The sequence below is a fragment of the Halomonas sp. BC04 genome, assembly GCF_000568385.1.
On sequence record NZ_AZQX01000094.1, the window covers coordinates 11,910 to 30,210 of the forward strand.

Genomic DNA, 18,301 nt, shown 5'->3' on the forward strand with positions numbered 1-18,301 from the left:
TGTTTTTCAGCACGTGCGTATTGACGACTGGGCCAAGCTTGGCTAGGATTCCTCACAAAACAGATGTGTCATTATTTTCCAAATAACGACACATTTGTTTTCCGCTCGAAATATCTGCTTCGGGCGTTATGGATCATCCTTCTGCCACTGTTCGATCATGAGAGTCACCGCTTAGCCCATGAGCCAATCCAGCCCCAGTCCCGAAACCCTGAACATCGCCCGGCAGGGTGGTGTGATGGAGATACGCTTCAATCGCCCTCATCGCCTCAACGCCGTCGTGGAAGCCCTCTATGCCGACTTGTTGGAAGCGCTGTACAGCGCCGAGGCGGATGATGACATCCGTGCCGTTATCCTGACAGGTGAGGGGCGCGCCTTCTGTGTCGGTGCCGACATGAAAGAGCATGGTGGGGCCAAGCGCACGCTGTTCCAGCGTCGTCAGTACCTGCAGCTCGGCAATGACGTCTGCGAAGCGATCCTCCGCCTGCGCAAGCCGGTGATTGCCGCCGTCAACGGCTATGCCCTGGGCGCGGGCGCGAGATGGCGGTTTCCTGTGACTTCATTGTCATGGCCGACGACGCGCAGATCGGCTTCCCGGAAACCAGTATCGGTACCTGTGTCGGTGGCGGTGTTTCCAAGATCCTGCCGCAGCTGGTGGGGTTGAGCATGGCACGCCAACTGCTCTTCACCGGCAGGCGTATCGATGGCGAGGAGGCGACGCGAATCGGCTTGGCCACCTCGAGCTGGCCCCAGGATTCGCTGTTGCATGAGGCCCACCGTCTGGCAGGGGACCTGGCCAAGCAGGCACCGGTCTCCATCGCCATGCTCAAGCGCCTCGTGAACCAGGGTGGGCATACCGACCTGGAAGGGCAGCTGCAGCAGGAGCTGGATGCCGTCTTCACCTGTTCGACCACCGAAGACTGGCAGGAGGGCGTCGACGCCTTCGCCGAGAAACGTACCCCGAACTTCAAGGGCCAGTGACAGGCCAAGGTAAGCGAGACATGAATCCCATCGAAGGACACCTGCCGACCCGCAGCCCGCTCCATGACATCCTGGCGCCGACCGGCATTGCGTCATCGGCGCTTCCAGCGACCCCACCAAGCGCGGCTACAAGGCCATGGTGGGCCTGGTCAAGGACGGCTACAAAGGCGACATCTATCCGGTCAACCCCAAGGCCGACATGATCCTGGGGGTCAAGGCGTGGCCGTCGGTGACGGCCATTCCGGGCAATCCACAGCTCGCCCTGATCTGCACCCCGGCCGCCACCGTGCCGGCCCTGATCGCCGAGTGCGGCCGGCGTGGCATCAAGGGGGCGGTGATACTCGCCAGCGGCTTCGCCGAGATCGGCGACGAAGGGGCGGCCCTTGAGCGCGAGATGATGGCCAGGGCCGAGGCGCACGGGGTACGCATCATCGGCCCCAATACATCGGGCGTGTTCAACCTTCACCACCGGATCAATCTGCTGGCGCTCGACAACGTCAAGGCGGGTGATGTGGGCATCATCTCCCAGTCCGGCAACATGCTGCTGTCGCTGGCGCTTGAGGCACAACATAACGGCCAGGTAGGCTTCAGCACCTATGTGGGGCCGGGCAACCAGAGCGATATCGGTTTCAACGATTACCTTCGTTACCTGGGCGAGGATGAGAACACGCGGGTTGCTGCCCTCTATGTGGAAGGTTTCCGCGATGGCAGCAAGTTCCTGCAAGTGGCCCGAGATGTCACCGCCATGAAGCCGGTGGTGGTCTACAAGTCCGGTTCCACCGAGCAGGGACAAAAGGCCGCCAGCTCTCATACAGGCGCCCTGGCCGGCAGCTATGCCATGACAGTGGACCTGCTACGCCAGGCCGGGGTCAGCGTCGTACAGTATTCCGACGAGATCCTGCCGGTGGCCGAGGGGCTGGGTTTGTTGCAGAAGGCCCGGGGCAAGCGTGTTGCCGTGATCTCCGACGGCGGCGGCCAGGCGACCATTGCATCCGACCGGCTCGCCGAAGCGGGGCTTGAGCTCGCGGAGCTCTCCGACACCACGCGCCAGCGCCTGCGCGACATCCTCATTCCCCAGGCGTCCACGGTCAATCCGGTGGACGTGGCCGGCTCCACGGACGCCCACCCCTCCCTGCTGGCTACCTGCATGGAGATCGTGGCCGAGGACGACAATGTCGACAGCGTCTTCCTGGTCGGTATGTTCGGCGGCTACAGCATCCGCTTCGCCGAGTCGTTGCTGGGCGACGAGATGCGCGGTGCTGAGGCAATGGTGGATCTCTCCCATGCCACCACCAAGCCGCTGGTGATCTATAGCCTCTATACGCCGATCAAGCCGCCTGCCCTGCGCCGCCTGCATGAGGCGGGCCTGCCCATCTACGCCTCCATCGAGCAGTCGGTCAGGGTACTGGCGGCCCTGGGCGAGCGTGGCCAGTACCTGGCTCAGCATCGCAGCCAGGCACCTGAAACCGCGGTGGAGCCGAAGCCGGCGCTTGCTGCCCTGTTCACGCATGCTCAGGCCGAAGGGCGCGACCTGTTCGAGTACGAAGCAAAACAGCTGCTCCGCGACCATAGCATCGATGTACCCCTTGAACTCGTGGTTCGCAGCGAGGAGGAACTGGTCGAGGCCGCCGCTCGATTCCGTGGTGCCGCAGGCGATACGCCATTGGCCATGAAGGTGGTCTCGAGGGACATTCTGCACAAGTCCGACGCCGGTGGCGTCAAGCTCAACCTGGTCGGCGAGCAGGCCCTGCGGCAGGCTCGGGCGGAGATACTGGACGCCTGTCGAGCCTACGATCCCGGAGCCGATATCGAAGGGCTGCTGGTAACACCCATGGCCAGGAAGGGGGTGGAGGTGATCGTCGGGGTGATCCGCGACCCCATCTTCGGTCCGGTGCTGATGTTCGGCCTGGGTGGCATCTTCGTCGAGATACTCGAGGATGTGGCTTTCCGCTCGATTCCGCTGACGCGCCATGATGCCTTCAGCATGGTCGAGCAGATCAAGGCGAAGAAGATCCTTTCCGGGGTGCGTGGCGAGTCCGCCGTGGACAAGGAGGCACTGATCGACCTGCTGCTGACGGTATCGCGGATCGTCGAAGCCTATCCGCAGCTTTCCGAGCTGGACCTCAATCCCGTGATCGCCCATGCCGATGGCTATGCCGTGGTTGACGCCCGGGTTATCGTCGACCGTGACCGTTCCACGACCACTGCAGACGAGGAAACCGACGCATGAGCCAGACGCTGCCAACCACCATCGATGCCCGTCTCTCTCTCGAGGGGCGGGTGGCGACCCTGACCCTGGACCGCCACGACGTTCGCAATGCCCTGACCGGTACCGCCCTGGTGGATGACATCGTCGCCACCGCCGAGTGGGTCAACCAGTGTGACGATGTCTCGGTACTGGTGATCACTGGCGAGGGGAGCGCCTTCTCGGCCGGTGGCAACGTCAAGGACATGGCCAGCCGCGGTGGCGACTTCGCCGGCGACGTGGCCGAGGTTGCCGCCCGCTACCGGCGCGGCATCCAGCGTATCCCGCTGGCTCTTCAGGCGGTGGAGGTGCCGATCATCGCCGCGGTCAACGGTCCGGCCATCGGTGCCGGCTTCGACCTGGCCAACATGGCGGATATCCGCATCGCCTCGAAAAGGGCGAAGTTCGGCGAGACCTTCCTCAACCTCGGTATCATTCCCGGAGACGGCGGTGCCTGGTTCATGCAGCGACTGATCGGCTATCAGCGCGCCTTCGAACTGACGTTGTCGGGCCGTATCATCGATGCCGAAGAGGCGAAGGAGTACGGCATCGTGCTCGAGGTCACGGAACCCGAGGCTCTGATGGCGCGTGTCGGAGAGCTTGCCACCCGAATGGCCGCCCAGCCTCCCAAGGCGACTCGCTTGACCAAGCGTCTGATGAAGATGGGCAGTCGCATGGAGCTCAAGGAGTTCCTCGATGTCTGTGCCGTCTTCCAGGGGATGTGCCACAACGAACTGGAACACCTCGATGCGGTCAACGCCATGCTGGAGAAGATGGCCAGATAGCCCTGGGCAGCAGAGAACCCGGCTCACGCCGGGTTTTTTTTGGCTCTCTTTTGGCGGGATCCTGCGGAAAAGGCTGGATTTTTTTCCACACTGCTGTTGTGCTGGAGGCACTTGGCAATCACAGGGAGGTGGCGGGGTATGGCTGACCATACGCTGGTCTTCATCGTTCTCGGCCTGACCCTTTCGGCCTTCGTGTGGGGCCGCTTCCGCTATGACCTGGTGGCGCTGACCGCCCTGCTGGGCTCGGTCATTCTCGGTCTGGTGCCGGGTGAGCAGGCATTTCTGGGCTTTGGCCATCCTGCGGTGATCACCGTTGCCGCGGTATTGGTGCTGAGCCGCGGCTTCGAGCGTTCCGGTGTCGTGGACGTGATCGCCGAGCAGGTGCTCAGGGTCGGTGATCGGCTTGTGCTCCAGCTGATTGCCCTGACCGGCACCGTGGTGGTGCTCTCCGGATTCATGAACAACGTTGGCGCCCTGGCGCTGCTGCTTCCCGTGGCCATGCGCCTGGCCCGTGAGCACGATACCTCGCCCTCGTTCCTGCTGATGCCGCTGGCCTTCGGCTCCCTGCTCGGCGGCTTGACCACTCTGATCGGCACGCCACCCAATATCATCATTTCCAGCTACCGCGGCTCCATCACCGGGGAAAACTTCGGCATGTTCTCCTTCTTCCCCGTTGGAGCCGTTGTCGCCGTGGTGGGGCTGCTCTTCATCGTACTGGTCGGTTGGCGGCTGGTGCCCCAGCGTGCGGGAAAGGCCTCCACCGAGGAGATGTTCGATACGGCCAACTATCTGGTCGAAGTGAAGGTAGATGAGGATTCCAAGGCAGTGGGATGGAGCCTCCGAGAGCTGCAGCATGAGCTGGAGGAGACCATCCCGGTGTTGGCGGTGGTGCGCGATGAGAAACGCCGAGCCGGCCATGCCTTCCTGGGAGCCCTGCGCGAGGGCGATATCCTGCTGGTGGAAGCCGGCCCAGAGGAGATGAAGCTGCTCGAGGACAAGGCGGGATTGCGGCTGGGCATCGATCCGAAGGAAGAAGAAGCGGAAGGCGAGGAAGGTCGCACGAATAGCGAAGAGGGCCGCGACGGGAGAGGCGACGAGAGAAGCAAAGACAAAGATGGGGACGAAGCGTCGTCAGCCCAGGACAGGAACAGCGGACAGAGTGCTTCGGACAGCAACCCTGCTCAGGCAGACAGGAGAGAGGGCGGGGAGCAGGAGAAGGCCAAGGAAAAGAAAAAGAACAAGAAGCCGGGTGTCGATACCAAGGGGCTTGAGCTGGTCGAGGCCGTGGTACGCAACGACTCGATGATGGTCAACCGCACCGTCACCCAACTGCGGCTGCATAACCAGTTTGGCCTGCACCTTGTCGCGGTAGCGCGCGACGGCAGCCGGCTCAAGCAGCGGCTGCGCGATATTCGTTTTCGCGCCGGAGACGTGCTGCTGCTGCAGGGCGGGGAGAGCAATCTTACCGAGAGTCTCACCACGCTGGGCTGCCTCCCCCTTGCCAATCGTAACCTGACCATTGGCCAGCCGCGCATGCTGGTGGTATCGGTCCTGATATTTGCGGCGGCCATAGCTGCCATGCTGTTCGACGTGCTGCCTGCCGCGGTGGCGCTCTCCGTTGCGGCGCTGCTTTCATTGCTGGTGGGGGTACTGCCGCTGCGTGAAGGCTACCAGGCCCTGGATGGTCCGGTGATCGTGCTGCTTGCCGCCATGATCCCGGTGGGCCAGGCACTGGAGACCAGTGGCGGCGCAGCATTGATCGCCGAGAACCTGTTGGTGTTCGGCGTCGACTGGCCGATTGTGGTGACGCTGGTGGCACTTTTCCTGCTCGCCATGCTGCTGTCCAATGTGATCAACAACGCGGCGGCTGCCGTGCTCATGGCACCCATAGCGGCCAGCCTGGCCAGCGGGTTTGACGTCTCCCCCGACGCATTCCTTATGGTGGTTGCCGTCAGCGCCTCCTGCGCCTTCCTGACGCCCATCGGTCATCAATCGAACACGCTGGTGATGGGGCCGGGGGGCTACCGCTTCGGGGATTACTGGAAGTTCGGCCTGCCACTCTCCCTGCTGGTGCTGGTGGTAGCGATTCCGATGATATTGCTGGTCTGGCCATTATAGAAAATCGTGACGTGAATCCGCGCTTCCCTAGCTTGAGAGCAAATGCCCCGGCCTGGGGGGCAGTTCAGGGCCGGGGCGGAGGGTCGTTGCGGTCGAGGATCCTTGCGGATGAGTGAGGTCAGGCGGCGTTGTGGCGCAGGATATTCGCCTTGTCGGTGGCGAACTCGTCGTAGTCGAAGTCGTCGACGCTGAGCATTTCCAGCACCTCTGCTTCGAAGGCGCGCATGAAGACCGCATCCTCCTCGGAAATGATTCCCGCCTCGAGGCCCGCTTCCACACGCTGCTCCGGATGCAGCGCGTACATCGTCAGTTCTCCCTTGGCGTAGGCCTTGTTGAGGGTGCGATAGAGCCCCTCGGCGCGGTCGTACTCGTGCAGCAGGGCGTTGTAGTGGGCGAGGGGGTTGTCCTTGACGCCATTCTGGTCATCCCAGCTATTGCGCAGCAGCTTGGTGCGCAGCGCGCTGTCCCGGGAGACCGCCTGGGCAATCTCGCGGGTCAGGGTGTCGTGGGGACGCTTCCAGCGACGACCCAGCGGCATCACTACCGCCCGCAGGCACCAGCGAGGACCCGGTTGGGCATGTTGTCGAACAGCTCGTCCAGGGCCTGTTCGGCACGCTCCAGCAGGAAGGTGCAGCTGTAGTGAAGCAGGGCAGCCTCTGCCTCGACCTTGTCGCCTTCCTGCCAGTGCTTGAGCACCATGGAGGCCAGGTAAAGATTGGAGAGCACGTCGCCCAGTCGCGCAGAGAGCAGCTCACGCTGCTTCAGCGAAGAGCCGAGGCTGGCCATGGCGGCATCGGCGCAGAGTCCGAAGCCGGCCGAGATCCGGTTGATGTCCTTGGCATAGGGCGCGGCGGTGGTGTCGAAGGGAACGTTTGCCTTGCCGAGTCCGAAGGCCAGGGTGAACGCCCGTGCCACATTGCCGAAGATCAGCCCGGCATGGCCGAAGAAGGCGCGGTCGAAGGCCTTCAGGTCGTCGGCCTCCATGGCGGCCAGCTCCTCCAGGACGAAGGGGTGGCAGCGAATGGCCCCCTGCCCGAAGATCATCAGGTTGCGGGTCATGATGTTGGCGCCCTCCACCGTGATGGAGACCGGGTTGCTGCTGTAGCCGATGCCGATGTAGTTGCGCGGCCCCAGGGTCACGGCCTTGCCGCCATGGATATCCATGGCGTGGGAGAGGGCGTCACGCTGGAACTCGGTGAGCTGGCTCTTGAGGATCGCCGAGGGCACAGACGGCTTTTCGCCGCGATCGATGGTGTTGGCGGTCTGGTAGACGGCAGCCTGGGCGATATAGCCCAGGGCGGCCATGCGGGCCAGGGGTTCCTGTACGCCTTCCATTTCGGCCACGGGAACGTTGAACTGGCGACGTACCCGGGCGAAGCCGCCGGTCCAGCCGATGGCGTAGCGGATCGTGCCGCTGGCACCGGAGGGCAGGGTAATGCAGCGGCCGATGGACAGGCACTCCACCAGCATGCGCCACCCCTGGCCAATCATCTCGGTTCCGCCGATGATGGTGTCCAGCGGCACGAAGACGTCCTTGCCTTGATGGGACCATTGAGGAACGGGCTGCCGATGGGATGATGCCGGCGACCGATCTCCATGCCGGCAGTGTCGCGTGGGATCAGCGCCAGTGTTATGCCGCGGTCTTCCTCTTCACCCAGCAGGTGATCCGGGTCGAACAAGCGGAAGGCCAGCCCGACCACGGTGGCAATGGGGGCCAGGGTGATCCAGCGCTTCTCGAAGTTCAGGCGCAGGCCCAGCACCTCCTTGCCATCGATGACCTCCTTGCAGACGATACCGGTGTCGGGCAGTGAGGTGGCGTCGCTGCCGGCGCGCGGGCCGGTAAGGCCGAAGCAGGGGATCTCGCGGCCATCGGCCAGCCGCGGCAGGTAATGGTCCTTCTGCTGCTGGGTGCCGTACTTGAGCAGCAGCTCGCCCGGCCCCAGGGAGTTGGGCACGCCCACGGTGATCATCAGCATCTCGCTGACGGTCAACTTCTGCAGCACCATGGACTGGGCCTTGGCGGAGAAGCCCAGGCCGCCATACTCCTTCGGAATGATCATGCCGAAGAAGCCCTCTTTCTTCAGGAACTGCCACAGCTCCTCCGGGAGGTCCGCCCGCTCCTTGGCGATCTCCCAGGTATTGCACATGCCGGCGGCGACCGAGCACTGGTTGTCGAGGAAGGCCTGCTCCTCGTCGCTCAGGCCATCATCGCGGTAGCGCATCAGGCTGGTCCACTGTGGTCGGCCCGAGAACAGTTCCCCGTCCCAGGCCACGGTGCCGGCTTCCAGGGCCGTGCGCTCGGTGTCGGAAACCCGGGGGGCGACCCGCTTGAACATAGCGAACAGTCGCGGTGACAGCCACTGGATACGCACAGCTGGAAGCCCGGCGACGGCTACGCCGGCGGCACCGATCAGCAGCAGCACGCCAAGAATCGGGGAGCCCAGCAACAGGCCGGCCAAGCCGAGCACGGCCAGTACCGCCAAGGCGGGTACGGCGCCGGCTTCGCGGCGCATGACCACCAGGAGTCCGACAATCGTCAGCAGGAGCAGTATCAGGGTGAGCATGCCTCGTCTCCGTTGGGATGTGGCGTTTCGAACGGCTGTTTGAATCAATCAGCCTAGCCGAACATGCCGTTCGTGACCAGCCCCTACTTGTAGCAGCCCTTGCTTGTCATAGCCACGGGTGTAGCAGCCATGTTGCATGCACACATGCAAGCGCGCCCCGCAAGCGGGGCGCAAAGGCAGGGCATGTTTCAGTAGAGTCGGCGTTCCGGCTCCCTGCGGGCCGGAAGACCCTGGGCGACGAAGTAGGGTGCATCCGAGCGAGGCAGCGGGGCCCGACCGCGGATCTTGTCGGCCAGTTTCTCGGCCAGCATGATCGTTGGTGCATTGAGGTTGCCGGTGGGTATCACCGGAAACAGCGAGGCGTCCACCACACGCAGCCCCTCGATGCCGTGGACACGACCGGCGCCATCGACCACTGCCATCTCGTCTTCTCCCATGCGGCAGCTGCCGCATGGATGGTAGGCGGTTTCGGCGTGCGCACGCACGAAGGCGTCGAGCGCTTCATCGGACTCGATGTCCGGGCCCGGTGAGACCTCCCTGCCGCGGTAGGCATCCATGGCGGGCTGCGCAATGATCTCCCGGGTCAGGCGGATGGCGTCGCGGAACTCCTGCCAGTCCTTCTCCTTCGACATGTATTTGAACAGGATGCTGGGTGCGGCCTCGGGGTCCCGGGAGATCAGTCGGATTCTGCCCCGGCTCTCCGAGCGCATGGAGCCGACATGGGCCTGGAAGCCGTGTGCCTGAACAGCGCTCTTGCCGTTGTAGCTGATCGCGATGGGCAGGAAGTGGTACTGCAGGTTGGGCCAGGCTTCATCATCCTTGCTGCGAATGAAGCCCGCTGCCTCGAACTGATTGCTGGCGCCGACGCCGGTGCCCTTGAACAGCCACTCTGCGCCGATCTTCGGCTGGTTGTACCACTTCAGTGCGGGATAGAGGGAGATAGGCTGTGTGCACTCGTACTGGATATACATCTCCAGGTGATCCTGGAGGTTCTCGCCGACGCCGGGCAGGGCGTGGACTACCGGGATATCGAGCTCGCGCAGATGATCGGGATTGCCGACGCCCGAACGCTGCAGGATCTGCGGCGAGGCGATGGCGCCGGCACACAGCAATACCTCCCGGTTGGCGTGTGCTCGTTCCACCCGGCCTCGGCGCAGGTAACGAACGCCCACGGCGCGCTTACCCTCGAACTCGATCACGTCCGTGGTGGCGTGCGTCACGATGGTCAGGTTGGGACGGCCCTTGGCCTGGTCGAGATAGCCGCGAGCGGTGGAGGCGCGCCGTCCCTTTGGGGTGACGAAACGGTCCATGGGGCCGAACCCCTCCTGCTGGTAGCCGTTCACGTCGGGGGTTTCGGGATAGCCGGCCTCAACGGCGGCATCGATAAAGGTCCGATACAGCGGATTGTTGCCGGGCTTCGGGGTGGTGACGGCAATGGGGCCGTCGCCGCCATGGTAGTCGTCGGGCCCGATATCGCGACACTCGGCCTTGCGGAAATAGGGCAGGCAGTCGGCATAGGTCCAGTCGGCCAGACCGGGCAGTCTGGCCCAGTTGTCATAGTCCAGCGCATTGCCGCGGATGTAGCACATGCCGTTGATCAGCGACGAGCCGCCGAGTCCCTTGCCGCGGCCGCACTCCATGCGACGATTGTCCATATGCGGCTCGGGGTCAGTCTCGAAGGCCCAGTTGTAGCGCTTGCCCTGCAGCGGGTAGGCCAGTGCCGCCGGCATCTGGGTGCGGAAGTCGAGACGATAGTCTGGGCCGCCCGCCTCCAGCAGCAGGACGCTGACCGCCGGGTCCTCGGTGAGGCGGGTGGCCAGCACGTTGCCGGAGGAACCGGCACCGATGATAACGTAGTCGTATTCACGAATCTGGGACATAACATCTCTCACTGATAACGCGACGGAAGCGGGCCTGCTAACGAGGCACTCGGGCTGATCCGTCGACAAGCCTGCGAGGAGGCGCTGTGAACCCTTCCCTGGGCGCTACCTACGCCATCCATGGCGTAGGACCTCCTCTTCGGCTTGTCCCCGGCGCCCCTCGCTACAGCCGGCCACGATTGCTAGGGGCCGACACTCCTTGCATCTGCGAGCAGCGATAGCGGGCCTCTTCGCTGCCTCCTAGAACACCGACTCGAAGGGTCCCATCTCCACCTGGACTGATTTGGTCTGGGTGTAGTGGGCCAGGGTCTCGATGCCGTTCTCGCGGCCCACGCCGGACTGCTTGTATCCGCCCACCGGCATCTCGGCGGGGGATTCGCCCCAGGTATTGATCCAGCAGATCCCGGCTTCAAGGCGATGGATGGTGCGGTGCGCCCGGCTCAGGCTCTCGGTGAACACGCCGGCGGCCAGCCCGTAGTGGGTGTCGTTGGCTCGCCGGATCAGCTCCTCGTCGTCATCGAAGGCGAGTATCGCCATCACCGGGCCGAAGATCTCCTCCTGCACGATGCGCATCGAGTCGCTGCAGTCGGTGAAGACGGTGGGGGCGGCCCAGGCACCCTTGGCAAAAGCACCTTCTGCCATCGGTTCGCCGCCAATCAGTATCCGGGCGCCTTCCTGCTTCCCCAGCTCGATGTAGGAGAGCACCTTCTCCTGGTGGCCGTAGCTCACCAGGGGGCCGAAGTTGGTCTCGGGGTCGAGGGGGTCGCCCGCCCTGATGCGCGCCACGCGCTCGGCTATCCTGGCCTCGAAGGCCTCCTTCACGGAGCGGTGTACGAAGACCCGCGTGCCATTGGTGCAGATCTGGCCACTGGAGTAGAAGTTGGCCATCATCGCCGCGTCCGCGGCGCGGTCGAGGTCGGCATCGGCAAAGACGATCAGCGGCGACTTGCCGCCGAGCTCCATGGTCACATCCTTGAGCGACGACTCTCCTGCGGCTGCCATCACCTTCTTGCCGGTGCCCACTTCGCCGGTGAACGACACCTTGGCGATGCCGGGATGTCCGGTCAGCATCTGTCCCACACGGCCATCGCCCTGGACGACGTTGAAGACGCCGTCCGGTAGGCCGGCTTCGGTGAAGATCTCGGCCAGCTTCATGGCGGTCAGGGGCGTGACCTCGCTGGGCTTGAGCACCACGGCATTGCCGGCGGCCAGTGCCGGGGCGGCCTTCCAGCAGGCGATCTGGATGGGGTAGTTCCAGGCCGCAATGGCGCCGATCACGCCCAGCGGCTCTCGACGGGTATAAACGAAGGAGGATTCGCGCAAGGGAATCTGAGCGCCCTCGATGGCGGATGCCAGCCCGGCATAGTACTCGATGACATCGGCACCGGTGGCGATGTCCACGGCGGCGGTTTCGCTGATCGGCTTGCCGGTATTGCGTGTCTCCAGCTCGGCGATCTCGTCGTTCCGTTCTCTCAGGAGCGCTACCGCACGGTTCAGGATGCGGCCGCGCTCCATGCCGGTCATGGCGGCCCAGACGTGCTGTCCCTTGCGTGCCGCGGCGACGGCGCGGTCTACATCGGCTTGCGAGGCCTGCTGCACCCTGGCGAGGAGAGTGCCGTCGTAGGGATTGTGGACGTCGAAGGTCTCGCCGGAAGTGGCTTCCACCCGGCGACCGTCGATATAGAGTGTTTCGGTGTCGAGGCTTGCCATGGTGTTGCTCCTGTCAGGAAACGGGTGTGAATTCGTGGTTGGCCAACAGCTGATCGAGATAGTCATGGGCCAGGCGCCGCGCACCGTCGGCATCCAGCCCATCCGGCGTCAGGGCGCCGCGCAGCCAGAGGCCGTCGATCGTCGCTGCCAGGCCATGCGATGCACGGCGTGCCGCCTCTTGAGGCATCACCCGTCGGAACTGGCTGCAGAGATTGGAATAGAGTCGTCGATCGTTGACCTGCTGCAGGCGCTGAAGCTGGGGCTTGTGCATGCTGCTGGCCCAGAATGCCAGCCATGTCTTGGCCACCGGGCCGGAGACCTGGCTGCGGTCGAAGTTGCCGTCGATGATGGCGCCGATATGGTCGCGGGGAGAGGCGTCGCCCAGGGAGCGGCGCCGTGCCGAGACGGCATCGCCCAGGTCCGTGAGGATCTGGCGCATGGTGGCCTCAAGCAGGCCGTCCTTGCCGCCGAAGTAGTGGCTGATGATCCCGGCGGAGACGCCGGCATGTCCGGCGATGCGAATGACCGTTGCATCGGCAAGGCCCACCTCGTCGATGGCTGCCATGGTGGCCTGGATCAGCTGCTGACGCCGAATCGGTTCCATTCCCATCTTGGCATCCGGAACTCCTTGTCTCGTGGTAACGACTGCTACCAGTGGCGACGGCCTTGTCGGTCACTGGTGGCGGGTTCGAGTATGACTTGCCAGCATGCCAAATTTTTATTGAACGTTCAATCAATAAAGATTGGGCAAAAGGACCAGCTTGCCACTTTATTGTACTTCGGGCATAATTCCGCCCCGTCGACCCCATTGAGTACTGGTTCGGCAATGAAAGGCTACGTAGCTCAGCTGGTTAGAGCACATCACTCATAATGATGGGGTCCCCTGTTCGAATCAGGCGTAGCCACCAGAACATCTGAAGGCGCCCGCACGAGAAACTCGTGCGGGCGCCTTTCGTTGTGCGGCGAACCGGTGGGGGTGGGGAATCCGCCCTTGACCTGATCGAAGCGATCCGTATACTACGCACCGTGTTCAAGGCCATTCCCCGATAGCTCAGTTGGTAGAGCAAATGACTGTTAATCATTGGGTCGCAGGTTCGAGTCCTGCTCGGGGAGCCAATGAATACGTGCTGAAAGCACGAGTAGCTGATTGAAGCGCCATTCCTCGATAGCTCAGTTGGTAGAGCAAGTGACTGTTAATCACTGGGTCGCAGGTTCGAGTCCTGCTCGAGGAGCCATCAGCCTGTGGTGAGCCATCAGCTTTTTTGGTTGAGAGCCATCAGGTCGTCAGCCAGTCCTGCCTTGTCGTCAAGACCGATCCCGGATAGCTCAGTTGGTAGAGCAAGTGACTGTTAATCACTGGGTCGCAGGTTCGAGTCCTGCTCCGGGAGCCATCAGCTTGTAGAGAGCCCTCAGCTTGTAGAGAGCCCTCAGCTTGTAGAGAGCCATCGTTCTGATCATCGCTCAGTCTCTCCAGCGGAATGCGGATAGGTTGTGCTTCCCTGCACCACCGCTTTCAGTCGAGAGCCTCCTGAAGACGTTCCAGCCCACGCCGGGCGAGCTGCACGGGGCGCGATTCACTCACCGTCCATGCGGCCATGGAGCCGTCGTACATCGCCACATTGTCGAATCCGGCAACCTCGCTGAGCACGAACCAGTCCGTTGCCGCCCAGTGTCCGGTGTTGCAGAAGGTGATGGTGCGGGCATTGCGATCCAGTTCGGCAGAATTGATACGCGAGGCGAGCCCTTCCTTATCCAGGAAATAGGCACCAGCGCTGTCGCTGAAATGGGTGTGATGGGGCAGGTTCCGGGCGCCGGGTATGGTGCCGGGGGCGAGTACGGCCGGAGAGGTCGTTTCGCCGATGAAGTAGTCTGATGGCCGGGCATCGACCAACTGAGCCTGGTCTTGGCGCGCCTGCTCCACCTGTTCGGTGGTGGCGACCAGTTCCTCCCGCAGGCTGGCCTCGAAGGTTCTCGGCTCGACATCGGAAATGGGGCCGCTGGCGACGTCGAAGCCTTGCTGCTGCCAACCGGCGAAGCCTCCATCGAGAATGGCAATCTCATCGTGACCCAGAATCTTGAAGGTCCAGTAGACACGTGCCGCGCTGCCAAAGTCCGTGGGTCCGGTCCCGGCGGGAACGATCACGACCATCGAATCGTTGTCGATGCCCAGGCTGCCGATCAATTCACTCAGCGGCTCGATCGCCGGCAGCAGACCCGCCACGTCATCACGCGCTTCACGCCAGCCATCGTCGGTGTAGCTGCTGTAGCGGCTGCCGGGGATACGGGCGGCCTCGAAGCTGTCGCGATCGCCTCCGTCGTCAATGGAGGAGCGAACATCAAGGACCACCAGGTTGTCGTCATCGAGATGCCGGTCGAGCCACTCGGCTTCCACCAGTGGAGACATATCTGAGGCCTGTACCTGCGCCGATAACCATAGGGCGCTGACGGCCAGTACGAGGGTTCGTAACATGAGCTTGACCTCGTTTGTCGGGTTTATCGTTAGCCTATGCAGTCGGCCATGGGACGGCAATCGGTCCGCCAGAAGCAATGCTGACTAGTACAGCACGCTTTGCCATAAGCGGCAGCGCATGTCCGAGCGCAGCCAGTTTTCGTATAAAGCCTAGCGCCCCGGCGGTGGATGCCGGGGCCGGGCGGCTTACCCCTTCCAGGCGTGGCCGGCGAATGCTTCGTCGAGCTCCGGGTGATTGAGGTGGTTGGAATAGTTGGACAGCGTCTTCACGGCCAGGGCCAGCACGATCTGCAGCACATGCTGCTCCTCGAAGCCGGCATCCAGAAACGCCTTGACGTCTTCACGGGTCGGCATGCCGCGGGTGTCGAACATCACGCCGGTGAATTCACTCAGGGCTGCCAGGCGTGTGTCGGGGATTTCCCGGTCCTCGCGGATCGCCTCGAGGACATCGGCAGGTACCTGGGACATTTTCTCCGCCAGCATGCTGTGGGCGGACATGCAGTAGCTGCAGCCATTGAGATGACTGATGGTCAGGAAGACCACCTCCTGCTCGGGCGGCGTGAAGCCTGAATCCTGGCGGAACAGCTCATAGCCGTGCAGATAGGTGTCCAGTACGCCGGGCGCCTTGGCCATGCCCTTGTACATGTTGGGCACGAAGCCCAGCTTGTCGTTGGCCTTCTCGAGCAATGGCCGGGCCTTGGCATCGGCATTTTCGAGGGTCTGCGGGGGAAGTTGTATTTGGTAGTCGGCGGTCATGGTGGCTCTCCTGTCGAGCGAAAGGGGACACCGCGAGGTGTCGGGTTATATATGGATCGATTGATCCATATATGTCGTGGAATTGCCTCTGGTCTCGGCTTCAGCGCAGTGTATCGAGCAGCAGCTTAGCGGCAGCCCCGGCCTGTGTGGGATCGGTGCCGGACTTGAGCAAGGTCCGCAGTCCGGCCATGCCCAGGGTGAGATAGGTCGCGAGTGCCTGGGAATCGCGATCCGTGGCGATATCGCCTTCCGCCTGAGCCCGCATGACGGCTTCGTGGAACAGCGCGGTGATGGCTTGGACGCTGCGTCTGGCTTCGGTGCCCGCGTTATCGTCGCGTTGGCCAAGCTCGCAGGCCGAATTGAAGATCAGACAGCCCAGTGCGGCACGCTCGCTGCCGGCCTCCAGAGCCGTCTGCCCGAACAGTTCCTGGAGAAAGTGCATCGCCGAGGGTGATCCTGCCAGTCGACGGCGGAGCCGGCCGATAAGACTGCCGCGATAGCGGCGCAGCGCCTCGAGAAACAGTTGTTCCTTGTTGCCGAAGGCCTGGTACAGGCTGCTTCGGGAGATGTTCATCGCCTCGAGCAGGTCACGGGTCGAGGCGCTGTCGTAGCCTCGGGCCCAGAAGACCTGCATGGCGGCACTCGCGGCCTCGTCGGGGCTGAATGCGATGGGGCGTCCTCGTGTCATGCCCTGAATTTAGAATCAATCGTTCCATAAATCAAGCCTGGTCGATGTGTCAATTTTCGATAGAGATCGTTGTAAGGACTGGGAGTATGTACCGACAGAGTCATCACGGCACACCAATAAGTAGAAGCTGCCAGGCGGAAGCAGCGAGCGAGCAGGAGAAGCTTGGGAGTGACGGAGCAGTAGCGATGCCACCAGGAGACGGTGGCACCGAGTAGAGGCCAGCCGTCAGGGCTGTCTTCACTGCACGATGACATGCCAGCGCATGTCTCTTCATGACACGACGGAGGTCATTACCATGACACTACAAGACGAGAAGCGCCGCAGCCTGCTGGGGCGTCTCAGCAAACAGCTGGGTTATGCGGCCCCGGCACTGGTGTTGGTAGCCAGTGGCGCCGCCTTCCAGGCCGTGGCCAGCGAGTCACCGGCCGAGCAGGTCTATACCAGTGGGCAGGAGGCGCCCCTGATGCTGGCCGAAGCCCATGCCGAAGGAGGCGCCGAAGCTGAAGCAGAGGCCGAGGCAGAGGCAGAGGCAGAAGGAGAAGCGGAAGGTGAAGCAGAGGGTGAAGCCGAGGCCGAGGCAGAAGCCGAGGGCTAACGGAGTGTTAAACCCCTGAGCGGGTGGTCGGGCCGGCCACCCTGGTGCCGGCTCCGGCTTTCTCACTTGTGACCAACAGGTAAGTTGCCATGTCATCAATAAGAAATCGAGAACTCTCTCCCCAGGCGGAACTCATCGAGGAGAACCTCCTGGCATTGTCACAGTTGAAGGCTTTCGTTGACGCGCTCACGCCGGAGCATTACCGGCAGGACTTCGGTCACGACGGTCGGCATACGCTGGGCAAGCATATCCGCCATATCATCGATCATTACGATGCACTGCTTGGCGGACTGGATGCCGATGTCATCGACTACGAGCATCGACGTCGTGATGAGCGGCTCGAGCGCTGGCCGCAACAGGCGGCTCATCGCCTGACGGATATCGAGACTGCGCTGACAGCCTTGGTCGGGCGGTGTCCGACTGACCGCTTGAGCCTGAGCTATCCCACTGGCGATGACGTACAGGTACTGGAAACCAGCCTTGCACGCGAACTCACGTTTCTGACCAGCCATACCATCCATCACATGGCGATACTCGGTGTGCTTGCCGAACAGATTGGCATCGCATTGCCCAAGGCCTTCGGCGTGCACCCTTCCACCTTGAGGCACTGGCAGCGTGAATCCTTTGATAATGTCGCTGCAGTGGCATGGCCTGCATGATGGTGCGGTCGTGGCCAGGGTCTTGGTTGCTGCTCGTGCTGCTGCTGGCCGGCCCGGCTTTGGCAGATCCCCCTTGGCCCGAGCAGGGGTGGGAGGTGAAGGTTACGTCGCAGGGCTATGCCGAACTGCTGAATGCGCTGCGCAGTGCCGTCGAGAGCGAGGGCATGTTCGTCGTCATGGAAGTGGGACCCACGGAGGCAGCAGCCCGGCGAGGCGAGTCGATTCCGGGTAATCGAGTGGTCGGTGTCTTTCGTAATGATTATGCCGTGCGAACTCTTCGCCTCAGCATCCCGGCCATGATAGAAGCGCCGATCCGCTTTTATGTCACCGAGAATGAGGACGGCAGTACGACTCTTGCCTGGAAGAGGCCGAGCCATGTTCTTGCTCCCTATATCGAGGAGGGTGGCGAGGGGCTGGAGGAAATCGGCCGTGAACTCGATGCCGTGTTCTCCGCCATTGCCACGAAAGCGGTACGGGCACCGGAGCCGGCGCAGCCTGACTGAGCTCAGGATACCTGCGGGAGGTTTGTGATGTCGGGAGAAGAAGGCTATCAGCTACCCTCTCGCCGGGACGCTCTCATCGAAATCCTGCTGATGATGCTGGCCACTGTGCCTGTGCTTGCCTCGGGCTATGCCAGTCTGTTGACCGGGGAGGGCCACTGGTTTCAGCGGTCAGGCGCTCTGATGGTGCTGTTTTCCATTGGTGTCGAGTATCACCGCAAGCGGATGCGGGTATGTTTCTACAGCAACCGCGATCTCGTGAGATTCGGTATATCGAGATGGATGATTCAACTGACCATCAGGTTCTGGCGCACGATTCCCTTTGCCTGCTATTTTTCCATCGCTGTCGGTAC

13 protein-coding genes, 4 tRNA genes and 2 pseudogenes are annotated in these 18,301 nt (G+C 62.8%); 12 read left to right on the top strand and 7 right to left on the bottom strand.

Going from position 1 to position 18,301, the window contains the following annotated elements; translation table 11 throughout:
- The first annotated feature begins 235 nt into the window (after nucleotides 1-235).
- The 4 genes and pseudogenes from Q427_RS07015 (at nucleotide 236) to Q427_RS07030 (ending at nucleotide 6,126) form a co-directional block, all read left to right on the top strand.
- Nucleotides 236-978, top strand: a pseudogene (locus Q427_RS07015) (enoyl-CoA hydratase/isomerase family protein).
- A 136-nt stretch (nucleotides 979-1,114) separates the two neighbouring features.
- Entirely contained in the window at nucleotides 1,115-3,208 is a 2,094-nt protein-coding gene (locus Q427_RS07020; RefSeq protein ID WP_231613496.1) for an acetate--CoA ligase family protein, read from the top strand.
- The gene (locus Q427_RS07025) at nucleotides 3,205-4,008 is read left to right on the top strand and encodes an enoyl-CoA hydratase-related protein (RefSeq protein WP_043512340.1); all 804 of its coding nucleotides are present in this window, start codon (nucleotides 3,205-3,207) and stop codon (nucleotides 4,006-4,008) included. The genes Q427_RS07020 and Q427_RS07025 overlap by 4 nt, the downstream gene beginning before the upstream one ends.
- A 138-nt stretch (nucleotides 4,009-4,146) precedes the next feature.
- Nucleotides 4,147-6,126 (top strand): SLC13 family permease, encoded by a 1,980-nt coding sequence (locus tag Q427_RS07030; RefSeq protein ID WP_043512342.1) that lies wholly within the window; start codon nucleotides 4,147-4,149, stop codon nucleotides 6,124-6,126.
- 118 nt (nucleotides 6,127-6,244) lie between these two features.
- Here Q427_RS07030 and Q427_RS07035 read toward each other — a convergent pair.
- The 4 genes and pseudogenes from Q427_RS07035 to betI all read right to left on the bottom strand — a co-directional run bounded on the left by Q427_RS07035 (nucleotide 6,245) and on the right by betI (nucleotide 12,890).
- A pseudogene (locus Q427_RS07035) lies at nucleotides 6,245-8,690 on the bottom strand (acyl-CoA dehydrogenase).
- A gap of 188 nt (nucleotides 8,691-8,878) precedes the next feature.
- Nucleotides 8,879-10,570: a choline dehydrogenase gene (betA, locus tag Q427_RS07040; protein WP_043512344.1), complete on the bottom strand. Its 1,692-nt coding sequence runs from the start codon at nucleotides 10,568-10,570 to the stop codon at nucleotides 8,879-8,881.
- Between the two features lie 240 nt (nucleotides 10,571-10,810).
- Nucleotides 10,811-12,280 (bottom strand): betaine-aldehyde dehydrogenase, encoded by a 1,470-nt coding sequence (gene betB, locus Q427_RS07045; protein WP_043512347.1) that lies wholly within the window; start codon nucleotides 12,278-12,280, stop codon nucleotides 10,811-10,813.
- A gap of 13 nt (nucleotides 12,281-12,293) precedes the next feature.
- The gene (gene betI / locus Q427_RS07050) at nucleotides 12,294-12,890 is read right to left on the bottom strand and encodes a transcriptional regulator BetI (RefSeq protein WP_197030535.1); all 597 of its coding nucleotides are present in this window, start codon (nucleotides 12,888-12,890) and stop codon (nucleotides 12,294-12,296) included.
- Between the two features lie 222 nt (nucleotides 12,891-13,112).
- Between betI and Q427_RS07055 the strand changes: the two genes are divergently transcribed.
- From Q427_RS07055 to Q427_RS07070, 4 genes are all read left to right on the top strand, one after another.
- A tRNA-Met gene (locus tag Q427_RS07055) sits at nucleotides 13,113-13,188 on the top strand.
- Between the two features lie 132 nt (nucleotides 13,189-13,320).
- Nucleotides 13,321-13,396 (top strand) — tRNA-Asn (locus Q427_RS07060).
- Nucleotides 13,397-13,439: 43 nt separating this feature from the next.
- Nucleotides 13,440-13,515, top strand: a tRNA-Asn gene (locus Q427_RS07065).
- Nucleotides 13,516-13,595: 80 nt separating this feature from the next.
- A tRNA-Asn gene (locus tag Q427_RS07070) sits at nucleotides 13,596-13,671 on the top strand.
- Nucleotides 13,672-13,793: 122 nt separating this feature from the next.
- On the opposite strand, the gene Q427_RS07075 is transcribed toward Q427_RS07070, so the two are convergent.
- From Q427_RS07075 to Q427_RS07085, 3 genes are all read right to left on the bottom strand, one after another.
- Nucleotides 13,794-14,750, bottom strand: coding sequence for a sulfurtransferase (locus tag Q427_RS07075; RefSeq protein WP_043512351.1), 957 nt, complete (start codon nucleotides 14,748-14,750; stop codon nucleotides 13,794-13,796).
- Between the two features lie 186 nt (nucleotides 14,751-14,936).
- A complete protein-coding gene (locus tag Q427_RS07080) occupies nucleotides 14,937-15,506 on the bottom strand; it encodes a carboxymuconolactone decarboxylase family protein (protein WP_051496196.1) in 570 nt (189 codons plus the stop codon).
- A 100-nt stretch (nucleotides 15,507-15,606) separates the two neighbouring features.
- Nucleotides 15,607-16,194: a TetR/AcrR family transcriptional regulator gene (locus tag Q427_RS07085; RefSeq protein WP_043512353.1), complete on the bottom strand. Its 588-nt coding sequence runs from the start codon at nucleotides 16,192-16,194 to the stop codon at nucleotides 15,607-15,609.
- A 295-nt stretch (nucleotides 16,195-16,489) separates the two neighbouring features.
- Between Q427_RS07085 and Q427_RS07090 the strand changes: the two genes are divergently transcribed.
- The 4 genes from Q427_RS07090 to Q427_RS07105 all read left to right on the top strand — a co-directional run.
- On the top strand, nucleotides 16,490-16,789 hold the full coding sequence (locus tag Q427_RS07090) for a hypothetical protein (RefSeq protein ID WP_043512354.1): 300 nt from the start codon (nucleotides 16,490-16,492) through the stop codon (nucleotides 16,787-16,789).
- An 89-nt stretch (nucleotides 16,790-16,878) separates the two neighbouring features.
- Entirely contained in the window at nucleotides 16,879-17,448 is a 570-nt protein-coding gene (locus tag Q427_RS07095) for a DinB family protein (RefSeq protein ID WP_081785870.1), read from the top strand.
- 95 nt (nucleotides 17,449-17,543) lie between these two features.
- Nucleotides 17,544-17,951 (top strand): DUF302 domain-containing protein, encoded by a 408-nt coding sequence (locus Q427_RS07100; protein WP_231613497.1) that lies wholly within the window; start codon nucleotides 17,544-17,546, stop codon nucleotides 17,949-17,951.
- Nucleotides 17,952-17,978: 27 nt separating this feature from the next.
- On the top strand, nucleotides 17,979-18,301 hold a 323-nt coding region (locus Q427_RS07105; protein WP_043512356.1), incomplete at its 3' end, for a hypothetical protein.